Source organism: Salinigranum marinum (genome assembly GCF_024228675.1).
Taxonomy (GTDB): Archaea; Halobacteriota; Halobacteria; order Halobacteriales; family Haloferacaceae; genus Salinigranum; species Salinigranum marinum.
On record NZ_CP100461.1, the window covers coordinates 3,425,393 to 3,443,531 of the forward strand.

Genomic DNA, 18,139 nt, shown 5'->3' on the forward strand with positions numbered 1-18,139 from the left:
CGAAAACGGGTTTAAGCCACCGCGGAGTCACAACGCACATGATCGTGCCAGGCTCGTGGTCGCAGGCGCTTTCGGCGTCGCTCGCGACCCTCCTCGACGAACCCCTCGCCGTCCCGGAGTTCGACCGGTTCCCGGACGGTGAGACGTTCGCCGCGGTGCCCCCCGTCGCCGAAGCATCGCCGGACCGGGCGGTGGTCGTCGCCGCGACGCCCTCGAACGACGCGTACGTCGAACTGCTCCAGCTCCAGGACGCCCTCCGCGAGGCCGGCGTCGACGAGGTCGTGACCGTCGTCCCGTACATGGGGTACGGGCGGCAGGACCGCGCGTTCGAGCCGGGCCACCCGGTCTCCGCGCGGGCGGTCGCCCGCGCCGTCTCGACCGGCACCGACCGGGTCGTCCTCGTCACGCCTCACGAGGCGTCGATCCGCGACTTCTTCGACGTTCCCTGTGACGTGGTCGAGGCCGCTGGACGCCTCGCTGTCCCCCTGCACGCGCTCGACGCGGCGCTCCGCGAGCCGCTGTTTCTCGCGCCCGACGACGGCGCGACCGAGATCGCGGACGCGGTCCGCGACGCCTACGGCGGCGGCGAGACCGACTACTTCGAGAAGACCCGTCACTCGGGCACCGAGGTGACCGTCGAACCCTCCGACGCCGACGTCGCCGGCCGCGACGTCGTGGTCACCGACGACATCGTCGCGACGGGGTCGACGATGGCGGAGTCCGTGGCCGTCCTCCGCGAGCGCGACGCGGCGCGTATCTTCACCGCCTGCGTCCACCCGCTGTTGGCGCGCAGCGCGCGGACGCGGCTCGAAGCCGCGGGCGTCGAACGGGTGTACGGCACCGACACCCTCGAACGCGACGTCAGCGCGGTCAGCGTCGCCCCCGTCGTCGCGGACGCGCTCTGAGCGGTCGGGTCGCGGCTACTCTCCGGTCCGTTCGCGCGCGGCGGCCACCACGAGCGGGAGGGTGATCGTCGCGTCCGCGACGACGGTGACGTTGCGCGCGGACTTCTCCAGTTTCCCCCACGACCGCGCCTCGTCGAGTGTCGCGCCCGACAGCCCTCCTGTACTACTGGCGTCCATCGTCAGCTGGACGGCGTAATCGTACGCGTCGGGGACGGTGAGCATCGTCTGGAGCACGTAGTTCTTCGGGACGCCGCCGCCGACGACCATCGCGCCCGCGGAGTCGGCCGCGAACGCGAGATCCGAGAGGTGGGTCATGTCGCCGAGCGCGTCGAGGGCGAACTCCGAGGTCTGGCCGTAGATCCACGCCTGAATACCGAGCACGGAGTCCTGGATCGCGGGCACGTAGATCGGGACGTCGCAGTCGTATGCGGCGGCGGCGATGCCGGGGTCCTCGTCCACGTCTCGCTCGCGGTTCTGTTCGAGGTTCGCTCGGCCGAGTTCGTGCGTGAACTCCTGGATGGTGACGGTGCGCTCCACCGCGGGGAAGACGTTCGCCCGGAGGTGGTTCTCGAACAGCGTGAAATGCTCCTGGGGGAGGTAGACGTTGTAGATGCGGTCGACGCCCTCGTCGCGCAGCCGCTCGTCGTGGTCCCGTTCGGTCGGAGCGTCGGTCCGTTCCTCGACGCGGTGGTCGTGCGGACCGACGCTCCCGTGGTGGTGTTTGCCTCCCACCGCCTCGATGGCGTCGTGGGTGAGGTTCGCCCCCGTCGTCACCAGCGCGTCGATGTGTCCGTCGCGGACCAGGTCGGTGACGACCTGCCGCATCCCCGTCGGCACCATCGCGCCGGCGAGGCCGAAGAAGTTCGTCACGTCCTCGTCGAGCATCTCGGCGTAGATGTCGACCGCGCGCTCGACGTCGGCGGCACCGATGCCCGCCTCGCCGTACTCGGCGACCAGCTCGCCGACCGTCATCCCCGCCCGGACGCGCGTGTGACCGATCGGGTCCTCCTGAAACGTCTCTCTCTCGTCGGCGTGGTCGGTCATGTTCGGTCGTGTGCGGGGGCGGCGTTTGAAGCTCCCGGTCCGCCGTGATCGGTCGTGCGACGGGCGGCGGCCGCCTCCCCTGTCGCGAGGGGTCCGAGTCTCCCCGGCCGCGGATCAGAACCGCTTTCCGGCCCGCTTGCGGGAGTGATGGTATGCTCGTCACCGAGGGAGGCGTCGAGATCGACGTGCCCGAGGCACGCGACGGCGCGTCGGAGGGCAGCGGCGACGGCGTCTTCTTCAACCCCACGCAGGAACTCAACCGCGACGTCACCGTCGCCGTCTTGCGCGCCTACCGCGAGCGCGACCCCCGGGCGACGTCGTATCTCGACGCGATGGCCGCCTCGGGGATCAGGGGGGTCCGCGCCGGGGTCGAGGGGTACGACGTCACCTGCGCGGACGTCGACGCCGACGCGGTCGCGCTCGCCGACGCGAACCTCGCGCGCAACGGCGTCGACGGGCGGGTCGCAAACCGCGACGTCAACGCGCTCATGCACGAGGAGGGGCCGTTCGACGTCGTCGACATCGACCCGTTCGGCACGCCGATGCCGTTCGTCGACAGCGCCTTCTCGACCACGCGCGACCTCGTCTGCGTCACCGCCACCGACACCGCGCCGCTCTGTGGCGCACACCGCAACTCCGGGGTTCGGAAGTACGCCACGGTGCCGCAGAACACGGAGTACCACGCCGAGATGGGGCTGCGTGTCCTCCTGTCGGCGCTGGTCCGTACCGCGGCGCGGTACGACACCGCTGCCGTCCCCGTCCTCTCGCACGTGACGCGCCACTACGCGCGGACGTATCTCGAACTCGACCACCGCGCGACGAGCGCCGACGCCGCCGTCGAAGAGCTGGGCTACGTCCACCACTGTGACGACTGCCTCCACCGCACTCACGAGTTCGGGCTCGTCGCTCACCCACCGGTCGACTGCCCGGCCTGTGGGTCGTCGGTCCGGACCGCCGGCCCCATCTGGCTCGGAGCGGTCCGCGACGCCGCGTTCACCCGCGCGGTCCGCGAGCGCGTGACCGACGACATGGGCGAGGCGAAGGCGGCCCGGTCGCTGCTCGACACGCTCGCTTCGGAGGTCGACGCACCGACCCACTACGACCAACATCGCCTGTGCAAGCAGTGGGGCGTCCCTGCCCCCGGGATGGACGAGTTCGTCGGCGCGCTTCACCACGCCGGCCACGACGCCTCCCGAGCCCACTACCACGGGACGGCGCTGAAGACGCCCGCGACGGTCGCCGAGATCCGCGCGGCGACGGCGGAGCTGTTCTGAGCGCGGCGGGCGTCTCTCCCGGTGCGTCGGTGGCCGGAGGCGTCGTCTTCTTGTATCGGCGGATTGAAAGCTCGCCCGACGATGTCCACGCTCTCTCGGACGCAGACCGCACGGGCCGTCGTGAACACGGTCCGCGACAAGGAGGTGACGTTCCTCGCGGCGAGCATCTCCTACTACATCCTCGTCTCGCTCGTCCCCCTGTTGGTGTTGGCGCTCGTCGCCGCCGCGCTCGTCGGCGGGGAGACGTTCAGCGCACGGGTCATGGCCTTCGTCCGCGCCAACCTGCCGGCGGGTGAGGGGCTCGTCTCCCAGGCGCTCGGCAACCAGACCTCACAGGGTGGGCTCGGTCTGTTGAGCCTGCTGCTGACCGTCTGGGGGGCGCTCAAAGTGTTCCGCGGACTCGACACGGCGTTCGGTCGGATCTACGCCGTCGCCGCGCGCGGGATCGTCGACCAGCTGAAAGACGGCGCGGCCGCACTCGCGTCGATCGGGGTCGGGGTCGCCGGGGTGTTGGTGCTGGGGAGCCTCATCGCGGTGATCGACTCCGTCGTCGTCGGACTGCTCGGGCCGTTCCTCCTCCTGGGAACGCTCGTCGTCGCCTTCCTCCCACTCTACTACATCCTCCCGGACGCCGACGTCACCGTCCGTGAGGTGCTCCCGGGGACGGTGTTCGCCGCGGTGGGCTGGTCGGTCCTCGGCACGGGGTTCGGCATCTACGCCCAGGAGGTCGGCGGGAGCGTCGCCGGCGCGCTCGGCGCGCTGCTCCTCCTGATGACGTGGTTTTATCTCTCGGGCATCCTCATCCTCACCGGTGCGGTCATCAACGCCGTCACGGGCGGCCGGACGGGCGGGGGAGACGAGAACCGGGACCGGCAGGTACAACACCCGGGAGACCGACGTGACAGATCGACGGAAATGAGCGAGGGCGAGACAGAACGGCACGAGACCATCGAACCGCGCGGCGCACCCGACATCTCCGAACTCGAAGATCGGGTCGAGGAGTTGCGAGCCGACCTCGACGACTTCGAACGGGACGTCGACGACCGGACGCTCCCGAAGGCGGACGTCGAGGCGGAGCTGAAACGCTACGTCCGCCGTCGGATGCGCCGCGGCAAGGCCCGCGGTTGGGGGCCGTACCTCGTGCTCCTCTACGGAACGGTGATGACGCTCGGGGCCTTCTTCTTCCTCGACGGGGTCTGGGCCATCGTCGCCATGCTCGTCCTCTTCCTCTCCACGCTGGGACTGTACACCCTCTTTCTCATCGTCGGGATCGGGTTCAACGTCCTCTCTGTCCCCGGCAAGGCCGCCGACGCGGTGCGTGACCGCCGGAGCTGAGTCTCCCCTTCGATCACCGCTCGTCTCGCCCGCGCCCCGCGGCGCTGCTTCCTCGTCTCGTTCGATCGACGTGACCGACCGGCGTGGCCGGCCCGGTCTCAGCCCTGCGGCGTCACGGTTACGTCGATCACGTCCGCGACTGCGGGGTAGCTGAAGCCGTCGTCCACCTCGGCGATCGGTCTGACGCCGGCCATTTCCTCGTCGCCCGTGTCGGGGCCGGACTGTCGCGGTGCCTGGTTCGGGCCCGTCCCCGGCTCCTCGTTGACTTCCGTTCCGGCGTCCCACAGCGTCACCCGCTCGGTCACGTCGCCGTCGATCGGCTCGCCGTCCGCGAAGAGCGCGATCCCCGCCGGATCGGGCGCGTAGAAGAGGTCGTTCGACTGGACGAACATCGTCGCGAACGAGAGCCGTGCGTCGTGCCCGCCCTCGATCTCGAACTCGTAGGCGTCGCCGGGTGCGAGTGGACCGGCCGAGGCGGCCCCCGCGGGTGTGTCGAACGCCGCGCTGGCCGCCGCCGTCTCCATCCCGCCGAGCGACTCGGCCAGCCTGCCGGGCATCCCGTCCTCGGCGAGCCGTTCGAGCCCCTCGCTCGCGGCCCCGCCTCGCTCGAAAAGGACGCCCGGCTCCGTGTGGACCGCGAACAGCCCCGGCGAGAGGGGGACGGCCACGCTCGCCTCCATCGTCCGGATCGTACTCCCCGTCGAGACGTTCTCGATCCGAACCCGGAAACGCTGGACGGCCGAGCCGTCCATCGGCCCGTCGGTCATCTCCGACTCGGTCATCTCTTGGTCGTCCATCCCGGACTCGGTCATCCCCTCGCCGTCCATGTCGGCGTCGGTCATCTCCGACTCGGTCATCTGCCCGTCGCTCATCTCGGTGCCGCTCGTTCCTGACTCGGTCATCGCCGACTCCGTCGGGGTGGTGTCGCCACCGCTCCCGCCGGCACAGCCGGCCAGGCCGGCCAGTAGCGCGCCGCCACCGAGTCGTAAGAAGCGTCGCCTGTTCGGGGCACTGGTACCGTCGTCGGTCATCGTTGACTCACGATCCGGACGTGGCGACGTCTCCGCATGAAAATTTTTCAAACTTCTTATACAATGACCCTCGACTTCGGGGGGACTCTCTCCCAAATTCGACTCGACTCCCGCGTCCCTCGGGAGCCGTTGCGGCGGACGCTCGCGAAGAACACGCTCTCGTCGTTCCCGCCGCGCGAAGGCAGCCCGCCGGTGACCGTGACCGACGACTCGTGGCGGGCCGCCAGACGCCACCGCCGGGGCGACGATACAACCGACGAGGGGGACGCCCGATCACGCGGCGCGGGCGCGGCCGTCCGGACGCCGTCATCCCCGACAGTCCGCCGGACACGACCCGCCGGGCCGGCGTCTCGCCGTCTCAGACGGCCCGCTCGCGTCGGAGCCACCACGCGACCGCGCCCGCGCTCGCGACGACCGCGAGGGCGGCGACGACCGCGGGGTTCGACTCCACCGTCCGCGACAGCGGCCCGAGGACGTAGTCGATGGGCGCGCGCTCGCCGCTGCCCGAGTAGACGAGCCACACCAGCGCCGCGTTGTAGATCGCCCAGCCACCGAAGGAGTAGACGGTGAACCGCTGGAGGTCCATGCGGGCGAAGCCGGCGGGCACCGAGATCGGCGTCCGGAGGACGGGGACGACCCGTCCCCAGAACATGAGTCCCTCGCCCCAGCGACGGAACCACGCCTTGCTCCGTTCGACCTCCGACTCGGGGACTCTGAGAACGTGGCCGTACCGCTGGAGGATCCGGTCGCCGTTGACGCCGAAGAGGTAGTACGCCAGCAGGCTCCCGATCACGGCCCCGACGGTCCCGACGACGACGAACAGCGCGAACTCCGTCGGGGTCGAGACCAGATACGCCGCGGCGAACGGGATGACGACCTCCGAGGGGGCGAAGTGGATGATCCACGCCGTCTCGAGCACGATGAAGACGAACAGCGCGAGGTAGCCGTACGCCTCGACGAAGGCGATGATCCCGTCGGTGAGCGCCTGGACCGTGACCACATCACCGGGTAGGAACCACCGCAGTATATGTCTCTTGTCTCGTCTTCTCTTCCATGCGCGGACTCGGTGAACTCGCAGTCGTTGCTGAGTTCCCCCCTGTCGTCGTCGAACTGTTCGGCCTCCTCACCCGCCTCGGCGACCCGTGGGCGCTCCTCGGCGGCCTCGCCCTGCTGTACGCCGTCGCCGACCGGATCGGGCTCGACCGGCGTCGCGTCGGGTTCGTCTTCGCCACCGCCTTCGTCGCCCTCGGGGTGACGCTCGCGCTGAAGTCCACCTTCGCGCTCCCGCGTCCCCCCGGCGCGCTCGAAGACGGCTACGGCTTCCCGAGCGGCCACGCTCTCGGGGCGACCGTCGTGTGGGGGACGGCCGCGGTCGCGCTCGACGTCGGGCGTCGTCGCCGCCGTCTCGCCCTCGCGGCGAGCGTGGTCCCCGTCGTCGCCGCCTCCCGCGTCGTCATCGGCGTCCACTACCTCGTCGACGTCGTCGTCGGCACCGCCGTGGGACTCGCCCTCGTCGGCGTCGTCCTCGCGGCCACGTGGCGCGACCGCGGCCAGCCACCCACCCACGCCGCCGTCGACCGGGTGTTCGCCATCGCCGCCGCTGCCGCCCTCGTCGCCCTCTTCCTGTCGGGCTCCGTGAACACGCTCCTGACCGTCGGCGGAGCGCTCGGCGGGTGGGTCGGCTGGCGCGCCGTCGAACCGACGGTCGCGTCCGTCGGCCCGTCGCTCTCCCCGCGCGGGACGGCGGTCGCGACCGTCGGCCTCCCGGTCGTCCTCGGGGGCCTCCTCTCGGTCGGTGCCGCCGCGGAGGCGTCGGCCATCCCCGACCTGCTGACGATGGGGCTCGCCGGCGGGTGCGTCGGGCTGCTGTTCGTGCTACCGCGCGTAGCCGCACGGCTCGTCGAGTGAACTCTCGGGACTGCCACGGCGTTCACGCCCCGGGGACGGCCGACGCGGACGCCGTCGGCTCCGTAGTCAGTATAAAAAACGCGGTCGTGGGTGTGGCGTCGCGGTCAGAACTTCTCGAGGTACTGGTCGAGCTCCCACTGGGAGACGTCGACGCGGAACTCGTCGTACTCGTGCGTCTTGGCCTCGATGAACTTCTCGGTGACGTGCGACCCGAGCGCGCTCTGGACGACCTCGTCGGCCTCCAGCGCGTCGAGCGCCTCGCCGAGGTTCGACGGCAGGGTAGTGATGCCGTACTCCTCGCGCTTGGCCTCGTCGAACTCGTAGATGTTCTCGCGGATCGGGTCGGGGGCGTCGAGGTCCTGCTCGATGCCGTCCAGGCCGGCGTGGATGAGCGCGGCGAGCGCGAGGTACGGGTTGCACGACGGGTCGGGGAAGCGTGCCTCGATACGCGAGGCGGCCGGGACGCGTGCGGCCGGCTTGCGGATGAGCGCCGAGCGGTTCCGGTCGGACCACGCGACGTAGACGGGTGCCTCGTAGCCGGGGACGAGTCGCTTGTAGCTGTTGACCGTCGGGTTGGTGACGGCGGCGAGCGCCGGGGCGTGTTCGAGGATGCCCGCGAGGAACGCGTGGGCCGTCTCGCTCAGGTTGAACTCGTCGTCGTCGTCGTGGAACGCGTTCTCGCCGTCCGTGAACAGCGAGATGTGCGTGTGCATCCCGGAGCCGTTGATACGCGGGATGGGCTTCGGCATGAACGTCGCGTGGAGGTCGTGTTCGGCCGCGATGGCGCGGACGACCATCCGGAAGGTCGCGACGTTGTCCGCGGTCGTGAGCGCGTCGTCGTACTCGAAGTTGATCTCGTGCTGACCACGGGCGACCTCGTGGTGGCTGGCCTCCATCTCGAAGCCCATGCTCTCGAGGCCGTAGATGATGTCACGGCGAACGTCCGACGCGAGGTCCTTGGGGGCGACGTCGAAGTAGCCGCCCTGGTCCGCGGTGTTGGTCGTCGCACGGCCGTTTTCGTCCTCCTCGAAGAGGAAGAACTCCGGTTCGGGCGCGGCGTTCACTTCGTAGCCCATCTCCTCCGCCCGGGCGAGCGCCTGCTTCAGGACGTATCGCGGGTCGCCCGTGAACGGCTCGCCGGTCGAGGTGTCGATGACGTCACAGATGAGTCGCGCGGAGGAGCCCGACTCGTCGGTGCGCCACGGCAGAACCGCGAACGTCTCCGGATCGGGCTTGAGCCGCATGTCCGACTCCTGGATACGGACGAACCCTTCGATGGAGGAGCCGTCGAAGTAGATTCCCTCCGTGAACGCTTTCTCTGCCTGCGATGCAGGTACTGCAACGTTCTTGATCGTTCCGAGGATGTCCGTGAACTGGAGGCGAAGGAAGTCGACGTCTTTCTCGTCGATCTCGTCCAGGACAGCCTGTGCTTCGTCAGTCAAACCGCCGTCTGGTGCTGTATGTTCGTCCGTCATCTTCTGGACACTCTACGCCTATACAGCCAGTATAAAGACCTTGTCGCTTAGTGCAAGGTCACCAGTGGCGTTCAGAGAACTGGTCATTCGTAAAGTTCTAAACCCCCCGACGTGTTTTGAACTGTAATGACGTACGAAAACCTCGACGCCAAGCTCATCAACGCGCTGCTCGGCGACGGTCGCGCCAGCCTCCGAAGCCTCGCGGAAGATCTCGACGTCTCCGTGACGACCGTCTCGAACCACCTCCGCGACCTCGAAGACGAGGGGGTCGTCGAAGGCTACACACCGATCGTCAACTACGACGCGCTCGGCTACGACGTCACCGCCATCATCCAACTGAAAGTGGAGGGAAGCGCGCTCCCCGAGATCACGGAGCGGCTGAAGGACCAGCGCCAGATGATCTCCGTCTACGAGGTCACGGGCGACTACGACATCATCGCCATCGGCAAGTTCACCGACACGGACGGCATGAACAGACAGATCAAGGCGCTGCTGACCGACGCGGATATCCGCGAGTCGAACACGTCGGTCGTCCTCAACGCCGTGGTCGAAAACGAACAGTTCGAGTTGGACATCCAAGACGAGTAACGTCCGTCGCTCCGATCGCGACGTTACGCCAAGCTGTCAGTGACGTCCTTGACGTCTTCGTGACAGAACGGGCACCGGTATCGGGTGTCGAAGCCGCCGCGCCGTGCGACGGTCTTCGCCTCGAGTTCGTGCATCGCGATGTCGCGGCCGCACCGTGCACAGGTGACCTTCGCCATGGTCGACAGACACCACTGTACCGACATAAACCTTCGCCGCGAATCGGCCCACTGTCGGGTGGTTTCCCCGTTCGGGACGGTCACGGTCGCTATTCGTCGATTTTACTTTGAATATTGAAGTTTATACTTAAACGAGCCGCTCGTCCACTCGGTCGCTCGGCAAAACCAGGATCAAAAGTACCCCTCTCGGGCTACTCGAACCCGTCTTCGAACACGAACGTACCGTTGCGCTGGACGACCTCCCCGTCGACTTCGATGATCGAATCCTCGGACATGTCGACGATCATGTCGACGTGTTCGGCCGACTCGTTCGCCTCGTTCTCGTCGCCGACGCACTCCTCGTACGCCGCGCCGACGGCCATGTGGACCGTGTCGCCCATCTTCTCGTCGAACAGCATGTTGTAGGTGAACTGGTCGATGTTCCGGTTCATGCCGATGCCCAACTCGCCGAGATACCGCGCGCCCTCGTCCGTATCGAAGACGCCGTCGAGCACTGCCTCGTTCCGTTCCGCCGAGTACGACTCGACGCGGCCGTCCTCGAACCTGACGCGCACGCCCTCGATCTCGCGCCCCTGGCGGTACAGCGGCATGTCGAAGTGGACCTCGCCCTCGACGGAGTCGCGCACGGGGGCGGTGAACACCTCTCCTCCGGGGAGGTTCTTCTCGCCGTAGTCGTTCAGCGTGGTGTTCCCCGCGACCGACATCGTCACATCCGTCCCCTCACCCGACCTGATGCGCACCTCGTCGGCGTCGTCGAGGAGTTCGACCATCGCCGCTTGGTGGTCGCGCTGGGCGTCCCAGTCGAGCGTGACGGCGTCCCAGACGAAGTTCTCGTACGCCTCGGTGCTCATCCCCGCGAGCTGGGCGTGGCCGGAAGTGGGGAACTGCGTGAGACACCACCGCTTCGAGAGCCGCTCTTTCAACACCGGCTGCATCGCCCGGCGGTACGCCGCCGTCGTCTCCGGTGCGACGTCCGACTGTTCGCTCACGTTGGCCCCGCCACGGGCCACGACGACGACGTCGCTCTCCTCGTACAGCGCCAACTGATGGGCGGGTGTCTCGAACTCGCCGCCGTCGCTCTCGTCGTCGGCGCGTGCCCGCATGAACGCCCGCGAGGCCCGCTCGGAGTTGTTCAGGTAGATCGGGTTCGCCCCCCGATCCCCGACGATCTCGTGGAGCGCGACGGCGAGCGCTTCGGCCTCTCGCGGCATCGAGATGACGACGTTCTCGCCCGCCTCGATGCCGGTCGAGTGGTCGGCGATGATCTCCGCGTGTTCGCGAACGCGTGGGTCCATACTCCACCGTTCCGCCCCCGGCCCATCGGTCTTTCGGCGTCACATCGGGTGGTTGACGCTCTCGATCAGGGCCGCGTCCGGAGTACCCCGCCCTCCTCGGGGCTCTGGTTGGCGAAGTTGCAGACGAACAGCGTCTCCTCGTACGGCTCGGTCGTGCCGAACAGCACGTCGGAGGGGAAGACCAGCCCATCGTCGGCGTCAGCGACCGCCTCGACCGCCCCGTCGGGCGACACCGTCACGACCCGGTTCTGTCTGTTGACGGCGACGTACACGTCGTCGCCGCGGGCCGTGATACCGTCGGCACCGAACAGCTCCCCGCCCTCGTAGAACGTCGTCGGCTCGCCCGCCGTCCCGTCGCCGTTCGTCGGGACCTCGACGAGCCGGCCGGTCTCGTCCGGTGCCTGGGTCACCGCGACGAAGACGCTGCCGTCCGCGCCCACGGTGAGCCCGTTCGCGCCGAACCCCTCGGTGTCGAGGCGGTCGTCGTCGAGCCACGTCGTCACCTCCCCACCGGTCGACACTGCCGAGACGGTGCCGTTCTGCGACTCGGTGACGAGCACGCGGTCCCGGGCCGCGTCGAACACCAGATCGTTCGGGAAGCCGTCGATCGCGCCGAGCAGCGACGGCTCACCCCCGCTGGGGACGCGCCAGACGCCGCTCTGCTCGCCCGGAACGGCGACGTACACCGACCCGGCCGGGCCGGCCTCCACGCCGATCGCACCCGGGAGCGTCGCGACCTGTTCGGTGTCGTCGAGCGTCAGGTCCGTCTCGCCGAGACGCTCACTCGAGAGCCGTCGTACCTCCCCGGCGGTGATCCCGAACAGGAGGTTCCCGTCGGCGTCGAACCCCAGATTCTCCGGGACCCGTTCGCCGGGCACCGAAACGAGGACGTCGGCTCCTGCACCGGGCGTCGTGGTGTCGGCCGGCGTGTCGGTCACGGTTGCCGTGTCGGTCGGTGTGTCGGTCGCCGCCGCGGTCGCGGTGTCGGTCTCGGCCGCTGTCGGGCTGTCGGTCGTCCCCGACTGCGCGCCACAGCCGGCGACGCCGACGAGCGCCGTCACCCCGGTCGCGAGCATCGCCCGCCGTGTCAGTGAGTCGTGACCCGCCACGGGTACGGCTTGGACGCTGCCGGTATCCGCGTTACGGTCGACCTGACACTCCGCTCTCCGTCGAAAAAAGACCATGCCACTCGAGCACGCATCTCACGATCGGGGAGAAACCATGCCGACGTATCTCACGCTGATCGAGTACACGGAGCAGGGAATCGCACACATGAACGAAAGCCCCGAGCGGCTCCAGCGGGCGCGGGAGATCGCCGCCGAACACGGCGGCGAACTGAGCCAGTTCTTCCTCACGATGGGCGAGTACGACGCCGTCGTCGTCTCGACGTTTCCGGACGACGAGTCGTACGCGAAGACGATGCTCACCATCGCACAGGGCGGGGCCGTCCGGACGGAGACGCTACGGGCGTTCACCGAAGGCGAGTACCGCGACGTCTGCGACGCGCTCTGAGCCGGGACAGCCGCGCCGTCGCGGCCGTGGTGGGTTTTTTTAAAAGGTTACGGACTACGGGGCGAATCGAATCAGGATCGAGCGACGGGACCGAGACCGGGGGCCGACACCGACCGACGGGATCGGACCGTGCCAGGGGACTGTCCCACGCGCCAACCGCCACTGCACCCCGGTACCGCGTGGCGTCGGGGCTCCTCCGACCCGAGAACCACATCGCTTCGACGTCCGACCAACACCGCTTTGACGCTCGGTCGACTCCCGACAGCCATGATCGACCTCCGCTCGGACACCGTCACTCGTCCCTCCGAGGAGATGCGCGCGGCCGCCCGCGACGCCGAGGTGGGCGACGACGTCTACCGCGACGACCCCACCGTGGCCGAACTCGAACGCCGCGCGGCGGACGCGGTCGGGATGGACGCGGCGCTGTTCGTCCCCTCGGGGACGATGGGGAACCAGATCGCCGTCCGCACACACACCGATCGCGGCCAGGAGATCGTCGTCGACGACGAGGCCCACGTGGTCAAGTGGGAACTCGGCGGCGTCGCGGATCTCTCCGGCGTGCAGGCGCGGATGACCGACTGCGGCCCCCGCGCGGTTCCGACGGCCGAACAGGTCCACGACGCGTACGTCGCGGAGTCACTGCACCGCCCCGGGACGGGGCTCCTCTGCTTGGAGAACACCCACAACAGCCGCGGCGGCGTCGCCGTCTCGGCCGACGAGACCGCGGTCGCGGCCGACGCCGCTCACGACCTCGGCGTCCCCGTCCACCTCGACGGAGCCCGCCTCTTCAACGCGAGCGTCGCGCTCGACACGCCCCCCGAGGAACTGGCTGCACCCGTCGATACGATCAACTTCTGCCTGTCGAAGGGCCTTGGCGCGCCCGTCGGGTCGATCCTCGCGGGTTCCGAGGCGTTCGTCGACCGCGCTCGCAGGGTTCGCAAACTGTTCGGCGGGGGGATGCGGCAAGCGGGGATCATCGCCGCACCGGGCCTGCTCGCGTTGGAGAACGTCGCTCGTCTCGCGGACGACCACGCGAACGCCCGCGCGCTCGCCGCGGGGCTCGACGACGTCCCGGGGCTCGCGGCGCCCGAGCCGGACACGAACATCGTGATGCTCTCGGTCGAGACGGGATCGGTCTCGGCCCCGGATCTCGTCGAGGCGGCCGCGGACCGCGGCGTCGCGTTCAATGCGCGGGACGCGCACTCGGCCCGGCTGTGCACCCACCTCGACGTCTCCCGCGCCGACGTCGACGAGGCGGTCGAGCAGATCGCCGCGGCCGTCTCGGAACGACGCGCCTGACCCCGACGGGAGACGTCGCCCGCGGAGACACCTCGGCGTTCCGCTGCGGACGGGAGAATCGATGCGTGGTCGGCCGGCTGCTGACCTTCAGACCTCGTCGTAGAGAGTGACGATGTCGGCGTAGTCCAGCCGACCGTTCTCGTTGAAGTCGTACGCCTCCTTGTTCAGCTGTACCGCGTCGCTCTCGATGTTTCCGAACAGCGCGACCACGTCGTCGTAGTCCAGCCGGCCGTTCCCGTTGACGTCCTCGTACGCGCCGTCGCCGTCGACGTCGACCGGCGGTTCGGTCCCCGTGACCACCGGCGGGCCCGTGACGACGAGTCCCCGATCGACGGTCGGGTCGATCCGGTTGCCCGCGTCGTCGTCGAACGCCTCGACCTCGACGCCGATGTCGGCCGTCCCGGCGCTGACGCCTTCGAGCGTGATCGACGCCAGGGTGACGCCGTCGGTCCCGGGCTCGATTGATCGGTCGACGTCGGACAGTTCCAGCGTGACCGACGCGCCGTCGGCGGCGACCTCGGGCTCGGCGGTGAGGCCGAGCGCGTCGCCGTACGTCGCCCCCCTGATCCGGGCGACTTCGGGGTGGTAGACGGTGACGCTCAGTCGCCCCCCGGACAGGCCCGAGCGCGCGGAGAGGAGGTCCAGGTCGACGGTCGCGGCCTTCTCGGGCCGAACAGCTACCGACCCGACACCGAGGACGCTGGTCGCCACTCGGAAGACCACCGTGGTCCCGCTTATCTCGTGGCCCACGAAGACGAGCGGCTCGTCGATCGGGCTCTCCGCTGCGGTCGCGAAGGCCAGCCCTTCCGGGCCGAGGTCGCCGGCAGCACCCGCGGGGGCGTCACCGTCTTCGATCTCCGCCTCGATGTCGACTGAGAAGTCCCGCTCGTTGATGTACTGGACGAACGAGGGCGACTCGGGATCGGTGATCTCGTACACCATCACCCCGCCGATGCGTTCGAGACCGATGAACGCGTAGTGGTGGTCGCCGACCTGGCCGAGCGTGAGCCCCTCGGGCTCGGGGCCCTTGTTATCGCTGCGGCCGTCGGGGTCGCTCTCGTTGTTGTCGTTGTTGAACTGCTCGGGGAACCGTTCGGCGGTGATGCGCTCGAAGTCGCTCCCGCTGTCGAACACCCGCTCGCCGTCGGTGCTGAAGATGCTGAACGAGCGTCCGCCGAAGACGTAGATCTCCTCGTAGCGGCCGTCGCCGTCGGTGTCGCCGAGCGTCGTCGTCACGCCCTTCGCACCGAGGTTCTCTGGCCGTTGGAGTTCCTCGACGCTGTCGATCCCCTCGATCGCGTCGAAGTCGAACGCGTCGGGGTCGAGGTCGAGATCGGCGACCTCGCTCTCTTCGCTGAACCCGTCGTAGTCGCGGCTGTCGCCCTCGTTGGCCGTGACGAGATACGTCTCCCCGTCGGGACTGTACGCGCCGATCGAGTCGGGCTGGAGGATGCCGTTGATCGGCCAGTTCCGGATATTGACGCCGCCGTCCTCGTTGCTGGCGTCGAGTTCGTTCCCCGCGAGGCTGTAGTCTTTGAATCCAAGCGGCAGGAGTTCTGTCACCGTCGCGCTCTCGACGTCGATCTCGGCGATCGCGTTGTTCTCCTGCAGCGAGACCCACGCGGTCGCCGAGTCGTCGCTCACCGTGACGTACTCGGGCTCGAAGTCCTGCGAGGCGCTCGCGCCCGGCCCGAATACTCTGATCCCCCGCTCCCGCAGTTCGTCCTCCATGCCGTCGAACCGGCTGAAATCCGCCGTACTGACGGTGGCCGCGTCCGCGCCCGCCGAGACGTCGATGACGCTGACCGATCCCTGGGGGTCGACGGAGTAGTCGTCGCTCGGTTCCCCTTCGTTGGCGACGAGCGCCGTCTGTCCGTCGGGCGTGAACGTCACCTTGTCGGGCAACGCGCCGACCGTCGCCGTCCCGAGCAGTTCGAGCGTGCTGGGGTCGTAGAAGCCGACCTGTCCCGGGTCCTGTGCGTTCTCGGCCTCGATCGCGACGGCGACGGCGTCGGTAGAAACCGAGACGCTGTTGGCGCTGCTCACGCCGGCGAGTTCGCCCGCCACGTCGAGCGCGGCGACTTTCGCCGGGTCCGTCGGGTCCGAGACGTCGAGCACGTCGACGCCGCCGAGGTCGGCGTTGATCACGAACAGTCGCTGCGTGGGCGGGTGGTAGTCGACGATTTCGGCACCGCCCTCGTCGAACAGCCCCGACTCGTACCGGCCGATCGATTCGAGGCGGACGGTCCCGCGCTGTGGGACCGCACCGCCTTCGGCCTGGAACACCGCCTGTCCGTCAGCCGCCGTCACGTCGCTGTCCGCGGCCGCCGGCGCGGCCAGCAGTGCGAGTGCAGTACTTCCGGAGAGGCCGAGAAAGCCCCGGCGTCCGAACCGTGTGAGTCGCTGTGAATCTCTCACACGCGACGGTTTCGGCCGACCGAGTTATTTCTGTTCATCATATTATATTTTCAGATATAGAATAGTTTTGAGGTCGTTGTAGCCGTCAACAGCGAACTGGTTCATCAGAGCACACCGCAGTCCACTGATGTACTCCTCATACACACATGGTACACTGTCCCGTACGTAGCCTCTGACACGGGAGGCCTCACCACTACTCGGAAGGCCGCCACCCCGATCGACGGGGGAGAGTCGCTCACACCTCGGGTTCGATGTAGACCATCCCGATCCGGTCGTCGAGCCCGCGGAGTTCGTCCTCGATCGCCGTGACCTCGTCGTCGATATCGCCCGTGTCGCGGTCACCGTCGAAGCTCACGTCGGCGGCGACAAGCACGTCCCCCGGGCCGAAGAAGACGGTCCGGAAGCGATCGATGTGGACGACGCCGTCGTGGGCGGCGATGGTCTCCCGGAGGCGGTCTTCGACGTCCTTCGGGAGCGACTCGCCGAGGAGGAGCCGCTTGTTCTCCCACGCGAGCGCCACGGCGAACCCCATCAGCAAGAGGCCGATGATCACGGCGGCGAACGAGTCGTAGATCGGGTTGCCCGTCACCCGCGTGAGGACGATACCGACGAGGGCGATGGCCGCGCCGGCGAGGGCGATCGCGTCCTCGGTGTACGCCGTCAGGGTGGTGACGTCGCTGGTCTTCTTGAACGCCTCGACGATCCCCGACCAGCCGTACGCCGTGATCTGCCGGTTCATCTCCGCGTTCGCCTTCGCGAACGCGTACGTCTCGAAGGCGATCGCGCCGACGAGGACGACGACGTTCACGAAGAAGGGATCGATCGTCGTCCCGAACAGGGTGAAGGTGCTTCCGCCACCGCCGTGACCGGGGTGGAGGACGGCGTCGTAGCCGTGTTTCAGCGACTCCCAGCCGGCGATGCCGAACAGGAGGACGGAGACGAGAAACGCGTAGAAGAACTGCGCCTTGCCGTAGCCGAACGGGTGCTTGCGGTCGGCTTTCCGGCCGCTGTAGCGGATGCCGACGAGCAGGAACACCTGGTTGCCGGTGTCGGAGATCGAGTGGTACGTCTCCGAGAGCATCGAGGGACTGCCGGTGAGGAGGAAGCCGCCGAACTTCAGGATCGCGATGGCCCCGTTGGCCACGAGCGCGGCGAGGACGACGGAGGTACTACTGCCCATACGCCCCGGAGTCGCGGACCCGTGTTACCTGTTTGGGTCTTTCGTCCGGTCCGCGCCGGTACCTTCCTGTACCGTCGCCGCTTCCCCCCGGTATGCTCGTCGTCGTCTCCGACACGCACGCCCGAACCGACCATCGACTCGCGGGCCGCACGCTCGACGCCGTCCGCGAGGCCGACCTGGTCGTCCACGCGGGCGACTTCAACCGCGAACCAGTGCTCGACGCCTTCCACGACGTCTCGACGGAGCTGCTCGGCGTCTACGGCAACACAGACGACGACGCCGTCCGCGACCGGCTCCCGCGCGCGAGGAACTTCGAATACGGCGGGCTGACGTTTGCCGTCACTCACACCCGACGAGGGGGACCGACGGCGCTATCGCTGTTCGGCCGCGAGCGCGACGCGGACGTGGTCGTTTTCGGGCACTCCCACCGGCCGATGCTCGACCGATCCGGTCCGGTTGCGCTGCTCAATCCGGGAAGCCACGCCCAGCCACGGGGCAACCGGTCCGGACACGCCGAACTCGACGCCGTCACCGACGGCGTCCGCTGTCGACTGGTGACGCCCGACGGCGAGGCGTTCGAGCGGACGACGCTCACGCGTCGGCGGTGAGGAACAGGAACTGAACCGCACCCGGTCGGTCTGGGTGGGAGCGTGGGAGGGCAGCGATGGATGGAGGGCCGATGCGTCAGGGGGACCGAAC

The 18,139-nt window shown here is 68.6% G+C and carries 17 protein-coding genes; 8 read left to right on the plus strand and 9 right to left on the minus strand.

The genetic code is table 11. The features are described from left to right. The first annotated feature begins 38 nt into the window (after window positions 1-38). Window positions 39-905, plus strand: a complete 867-nt coding sequence (gene prs, locus NKJ07_RS17065; RefSeq protein ID WP_318567990.1) for a ribose-phosphate diphosphokinase — start codon at window positions 39-41, stop codon at window positions 903-905. A 15-nt stretch (window positions 906-920) separates the two neighbouring features. Here the strand turns inward: prs and NKJ07_RS17070 are convergent, their stop codons facing one another. Next, entirely contained in the window at window positions 921-1,949 is a 1,029-nt protein-coding gene (locus tag NKJ07_RS17070) for a deoxyhypusine synthase (RefSeq protein ID WP_318567991.1), read from the minus strand. A gap of 152 nt (window positions 1,950-2,101) precedes the next feature. Between NKJ07_RS17070 and NKJ07_RS17075 the strand changes: the two genes are divergently transcribed. Together NKJ07_RS17075 and NKJ07_RS17080 are read left to right on the plus strand one after the other, a co-directional pair. Beyond that, window positions 2,102-3,223 (plus strand): tRNA (guanine(26)-N(2))-dimethyltransferase, encoded by a 1,122-nt coding sequence (locus NKJ07_RS17075; protein ID WP_318567992.1) that lies wholly within the window; start codon window positions 2,102-2,104, stop codon window positions 3,221-3,223. 81 nt (window positions 3,224-3,304) lie between these two features. After that, complete coding sequence (locus NKJ07_RS17080) at window positions 3,305-4,558, plus strand: YihY/virulence factor BrkB family protein (protein WP_318567993.1); 1,254 nt, start codon at window positions 3,305-3,307, stop codon at window positions 4,556-4,558. Between the two features lie 98 nt (window positions 4,559-4,656). Here NKJ07_RS17080 and NKJ07_RS17085 read toward each other — a convergent pair whose 3' ends face one another. After that, the gene (locus NKJ07_RS17085; RefSeq protein WP_318567994.1) at window positions 4,657-5,589 is read right to left on the minus strand and encodes a spondin domain-containing protein; all 933 of its coding nucleotides are present in this window, start codon (window positions 5,587-5,589) and stop codon (window positions 4,657-4,659) included. 358 nt (window positions 5,590-5,947) lie between these two features. Beyond that, complete coding sequence (locus NKJ07_RS17090; RefSeq protein WP_318567995.1) at window positions 5,948-6,589, minus strand: DedA family protein; 642 nt, start codon at window positions 6,587-6,589, stop codon at window positions 5,948-5,950. 53 nt (window positions 6,590-6,642) lie between these two features. Between NKJ07_RS17090 and NKJ07_RS17095 the strand changes: the two genes are divergently transcribed. Next, the gene (locus NKJ07_RS17095) at window positions 6,643-7,497 is read left to right on the plus strand and encodes a phosphatase PAP2 family protein (protein ID WP_318567996.1); all 855 of its coding nucleotides are present in this window, start codon (window positions 6,643-6,645) and stop codon (window positions 7,495-7,497) included. A 104-nt stretch (window positions 7,498-7,601) separates the two neighbouring features. Here NKJ07_RS17095 and glnA read toward each other — a convergent pair whose 3' ends face one another. Next, window positions 7,602-8,972, minus strand: a complete 1,371-nt coding sequence (glnA, locus tag NKJ07_RS17100; protein ID WP_318567997.1) for a type I glutamate--ammonia ligase — start codon at window positions 8,970-8,972, stop codon at window positions 7,602-7,604. 126 nt (window positions 8,973-9,098) lie between these two features. Here glnA and lrp point away from each other — a divergent pair, with 126 nt between their 5' ends. Further along, window positions 9,099-9,560: an HTH-type transcriptional regulator Lrp gene (gene lrp, locus NKJ07_RS17105; RefSeq protein ID WP_318567998.1), complete on the plus strand. Its 462-nt coding sequence runs from the start codon at window positions 9,099-9,101 to the stop codon at window positions 9,558-9,560. Between the two features lie 23 nt (window positions 9,561-9,583). On the opposite strand, the gene NKJ07_RS17110 is transcribed toward lrp, so the two are convergent. The 3 genes from NKJ07_RS17110 to NKJ07_RS17120 all read right to left on the minus strand — a co-directional run bounded on the left by NKJ07_RS17110 (window position 9,584) and on the right by NKJ07_RS17120 (window position 12,140). Further along, window positions 9,584-9,736, minus strand: coding sequence for a hypothetical protein (locus tag NKJ07_RS17110; protein ID WP_318567999.1), 153 nt, complete (start codon window positions 9,734-9,736; stop codon window positions 9,584-9,586). Between the two features lie 191 nt (window positions 9,737-9,927). After that, window positions 9,928-11,031: an aminopeptidase gene (locus tag NKJ07_RS17115; protein ID WP_318568000.1), complete on the minus strand. Its 1,104-nt coding sequence runs from the start codon at window positions 11,029-11,031 to the stop codon at window positions 9,928-9,930. Between the two features lie 65 nt (window positions 11,032-11,096). Beyond that, window positions 11,097-12,140 (minus strand): SMP-30/gluconolactonase/LRE family protein, encoded by a 1,044-nt coding sequence (locus tag NKJ07_RS17120; protein ID WP_318568001.1) that lies wholly within the window; start codon window positions 12,138-12,140, stop codon window positions 11,097-11,099. 112 nt (window positions 12,141-12,252) lie between these two features. On the opposite strand from NKJ07_RS17120, the gene NKJ07_RS17125 reads away from it, so the two are divergent. Further along, entirely contained in the window at window positions 12,253-12,543 is a 291-nt protein-coding gene (locus tag NKJ07_RS17125) for a GYD domain-containing protein (protein WP_318568002.1), read from the plus strand. Window positions 12,544-12,810: 267 nt separating this feature from the next. Then, window positions 12,811-13,842, plus strand: coding sequence for a threonine aldolase family protein (locus tag NKJ07_RS17130; protein WP_318568003.1), 1,032 nt, complete (start codon window positions 12,811-12,813; stop codon window positions 13,840-13,842). An 87-nt stretch (window positions 13,843-13,929) separates the two neighbouring features. Here NKJ07_RS17130 and NKJ07_RS17135 read toward each other — a convergent pair whose 3' ends face one another. Continuing rightward, window positions 13,930-16,260 carry a choice-of-anchor I family protein gene (locus tag NKJ07_RS17135; RefSeq protein ID WP_318568004.1) on the minus strand — a complete coding sequence of 777 codons (2,331 nt, stop codon included), beginning with the start codon at window positions 16,258-16,260 and terminating at the stop codon, window positions 13,930-13,932. 235 nt (window positions 16,261-16,495) lie between these two features. Next, window positions 16,496-17,440 (minus strand): cation diffusion facilitator family transporter, encoded by a 945-nt coding sequence (locus NKJ07_RS17140; protein WP_318568005.1) that lies wholly within the window; start codon window positions 17,438-17,440, stop codon window positions 16,496-16,498. Between the two features lie 92 nt (window positions 17,441-17,532). Between NKJ07_RS17140 and NKJ07_RS17145 the strand changes: the two genes are divergently transcribed. After that, window positions 17,533-18,048: a metallophosphoesterase gene (locus NKJ07_RS17145; RefSeq protein WP_318568006.1), complete on the plus strand. Its 516-nt coding sequence runs from the start codon at window positions 17,533-17,535 to the stop codon at window positions 18,046-18,048. The last annotated feature ends 91 nt before the right edge of the window (window positions 18,049-18,139 follow it).

What these genes read in the sequence shown, in the direction of transcription:
- NKJ07_RS17140 (WP_318568005.1), bottom strand. Translation starts at nt 17,440, where the DNA reads ATGGGCAGTAGTACCTCCGTCGTCCTCGCCGCGCTCGTGGCCAACGGG.
- NKJ07_RS17095 (WP_318567996.1), top strand. Translation starts at nt 6,643, where the DNA reads ATGCGCGGACTCGGTGAACTCGCAGTCGTTGCTGAGTTCCCCCCTGTC.
- NKJ07_RS17110 (WP_318567999.1), bottom strand. Translation starts at nt 9,736, where the DNA reads ATGGCGAAGGTCACCTGTGCACGGTGCGGCCGCGACATCGCGATGCAC.
- prs (WP_318567990.1), top strand. Translation starts at nt 39, where the DNA reads ATGATCGTGCCAGGCTCGTGGTCGCAGGCGCTTTCGGCGTCGCTCGCG.
- glnA (WP_318567997.1), bottom strand. Translation starts at nt 8,972, where the DNA reads ATGACGGACGAACATACAGCACCAGACGGCGGTTTGACTGACGAAGCA.
- NKJ07_RS17115 (WP_318568000.1), bottom strand. Translation starts at nt 11,031, where the DNA reads ATGGACCCACGCGTTCGCGAACACGCGGAGATCATCGCCGACCACTCG.
- NKJ07_RS17130 (WP_318568003.1), top strand. Translation starts at nt 12,811, where the DNA reads ATGATCGACCTCCGCTCGGACACCGTCACTCGTCCCTCCGAGGAGATG.
- NKJ07_RS17145 (WP_318568006.1), top strand. Translation starts at nt 17,533, where the DNA reads ATGCTCGTCGTCGTCTCCGACACGCACGCCCGAACCGACCATCGACTC.
- NKJ07_RS17070 (WP_318567991.1), bottom strand. Translation starts at nt 1,949, where the DNA reads ATGACCGACCACGCCGACGAGAGAGAGACGTTTCAGGAGGACCCGATC.
- NKJ07_RS17075 (WP_318567992.1), top strand. Translation starts at nt 2,102, where the DNA reads ATGCTCGTCACCGAGGGAGGCGTCGAGATCGACGTGCCCGAGGCACGC.
- lrp (WP_318567998.1), top strand. Translation starts at nt 9,099, where the DNA reads ATGACGTACGAAAACCTCGACGCCAAGCTCATCAACGCGCTGCTCGGC.
- NKJ07_RS17080 (WP_318567993.1), top strand. Translation starts at nt 3,305, where the DNA reads ATGTCCACGCTCTCTCGGACGCAGACCGCACGGGCCGTCGTGAACACG.
- NKJ07_RS17085 (WP_318567994.1), bottom strand. Translation starts at nt 5,589, where the DNA reads ATGACCGACGACGGTACCAGTGCCCCGAACAGGCGACGCTTCTTACGA.
- NKJ07_RS17125 (WP_318568002.1), top strand. Translation starts at nt 12,253, where the DNA reads ATGCCGACGTATCTCACGCTGATCGAGTACACGGAGCAGGGAATCGCA.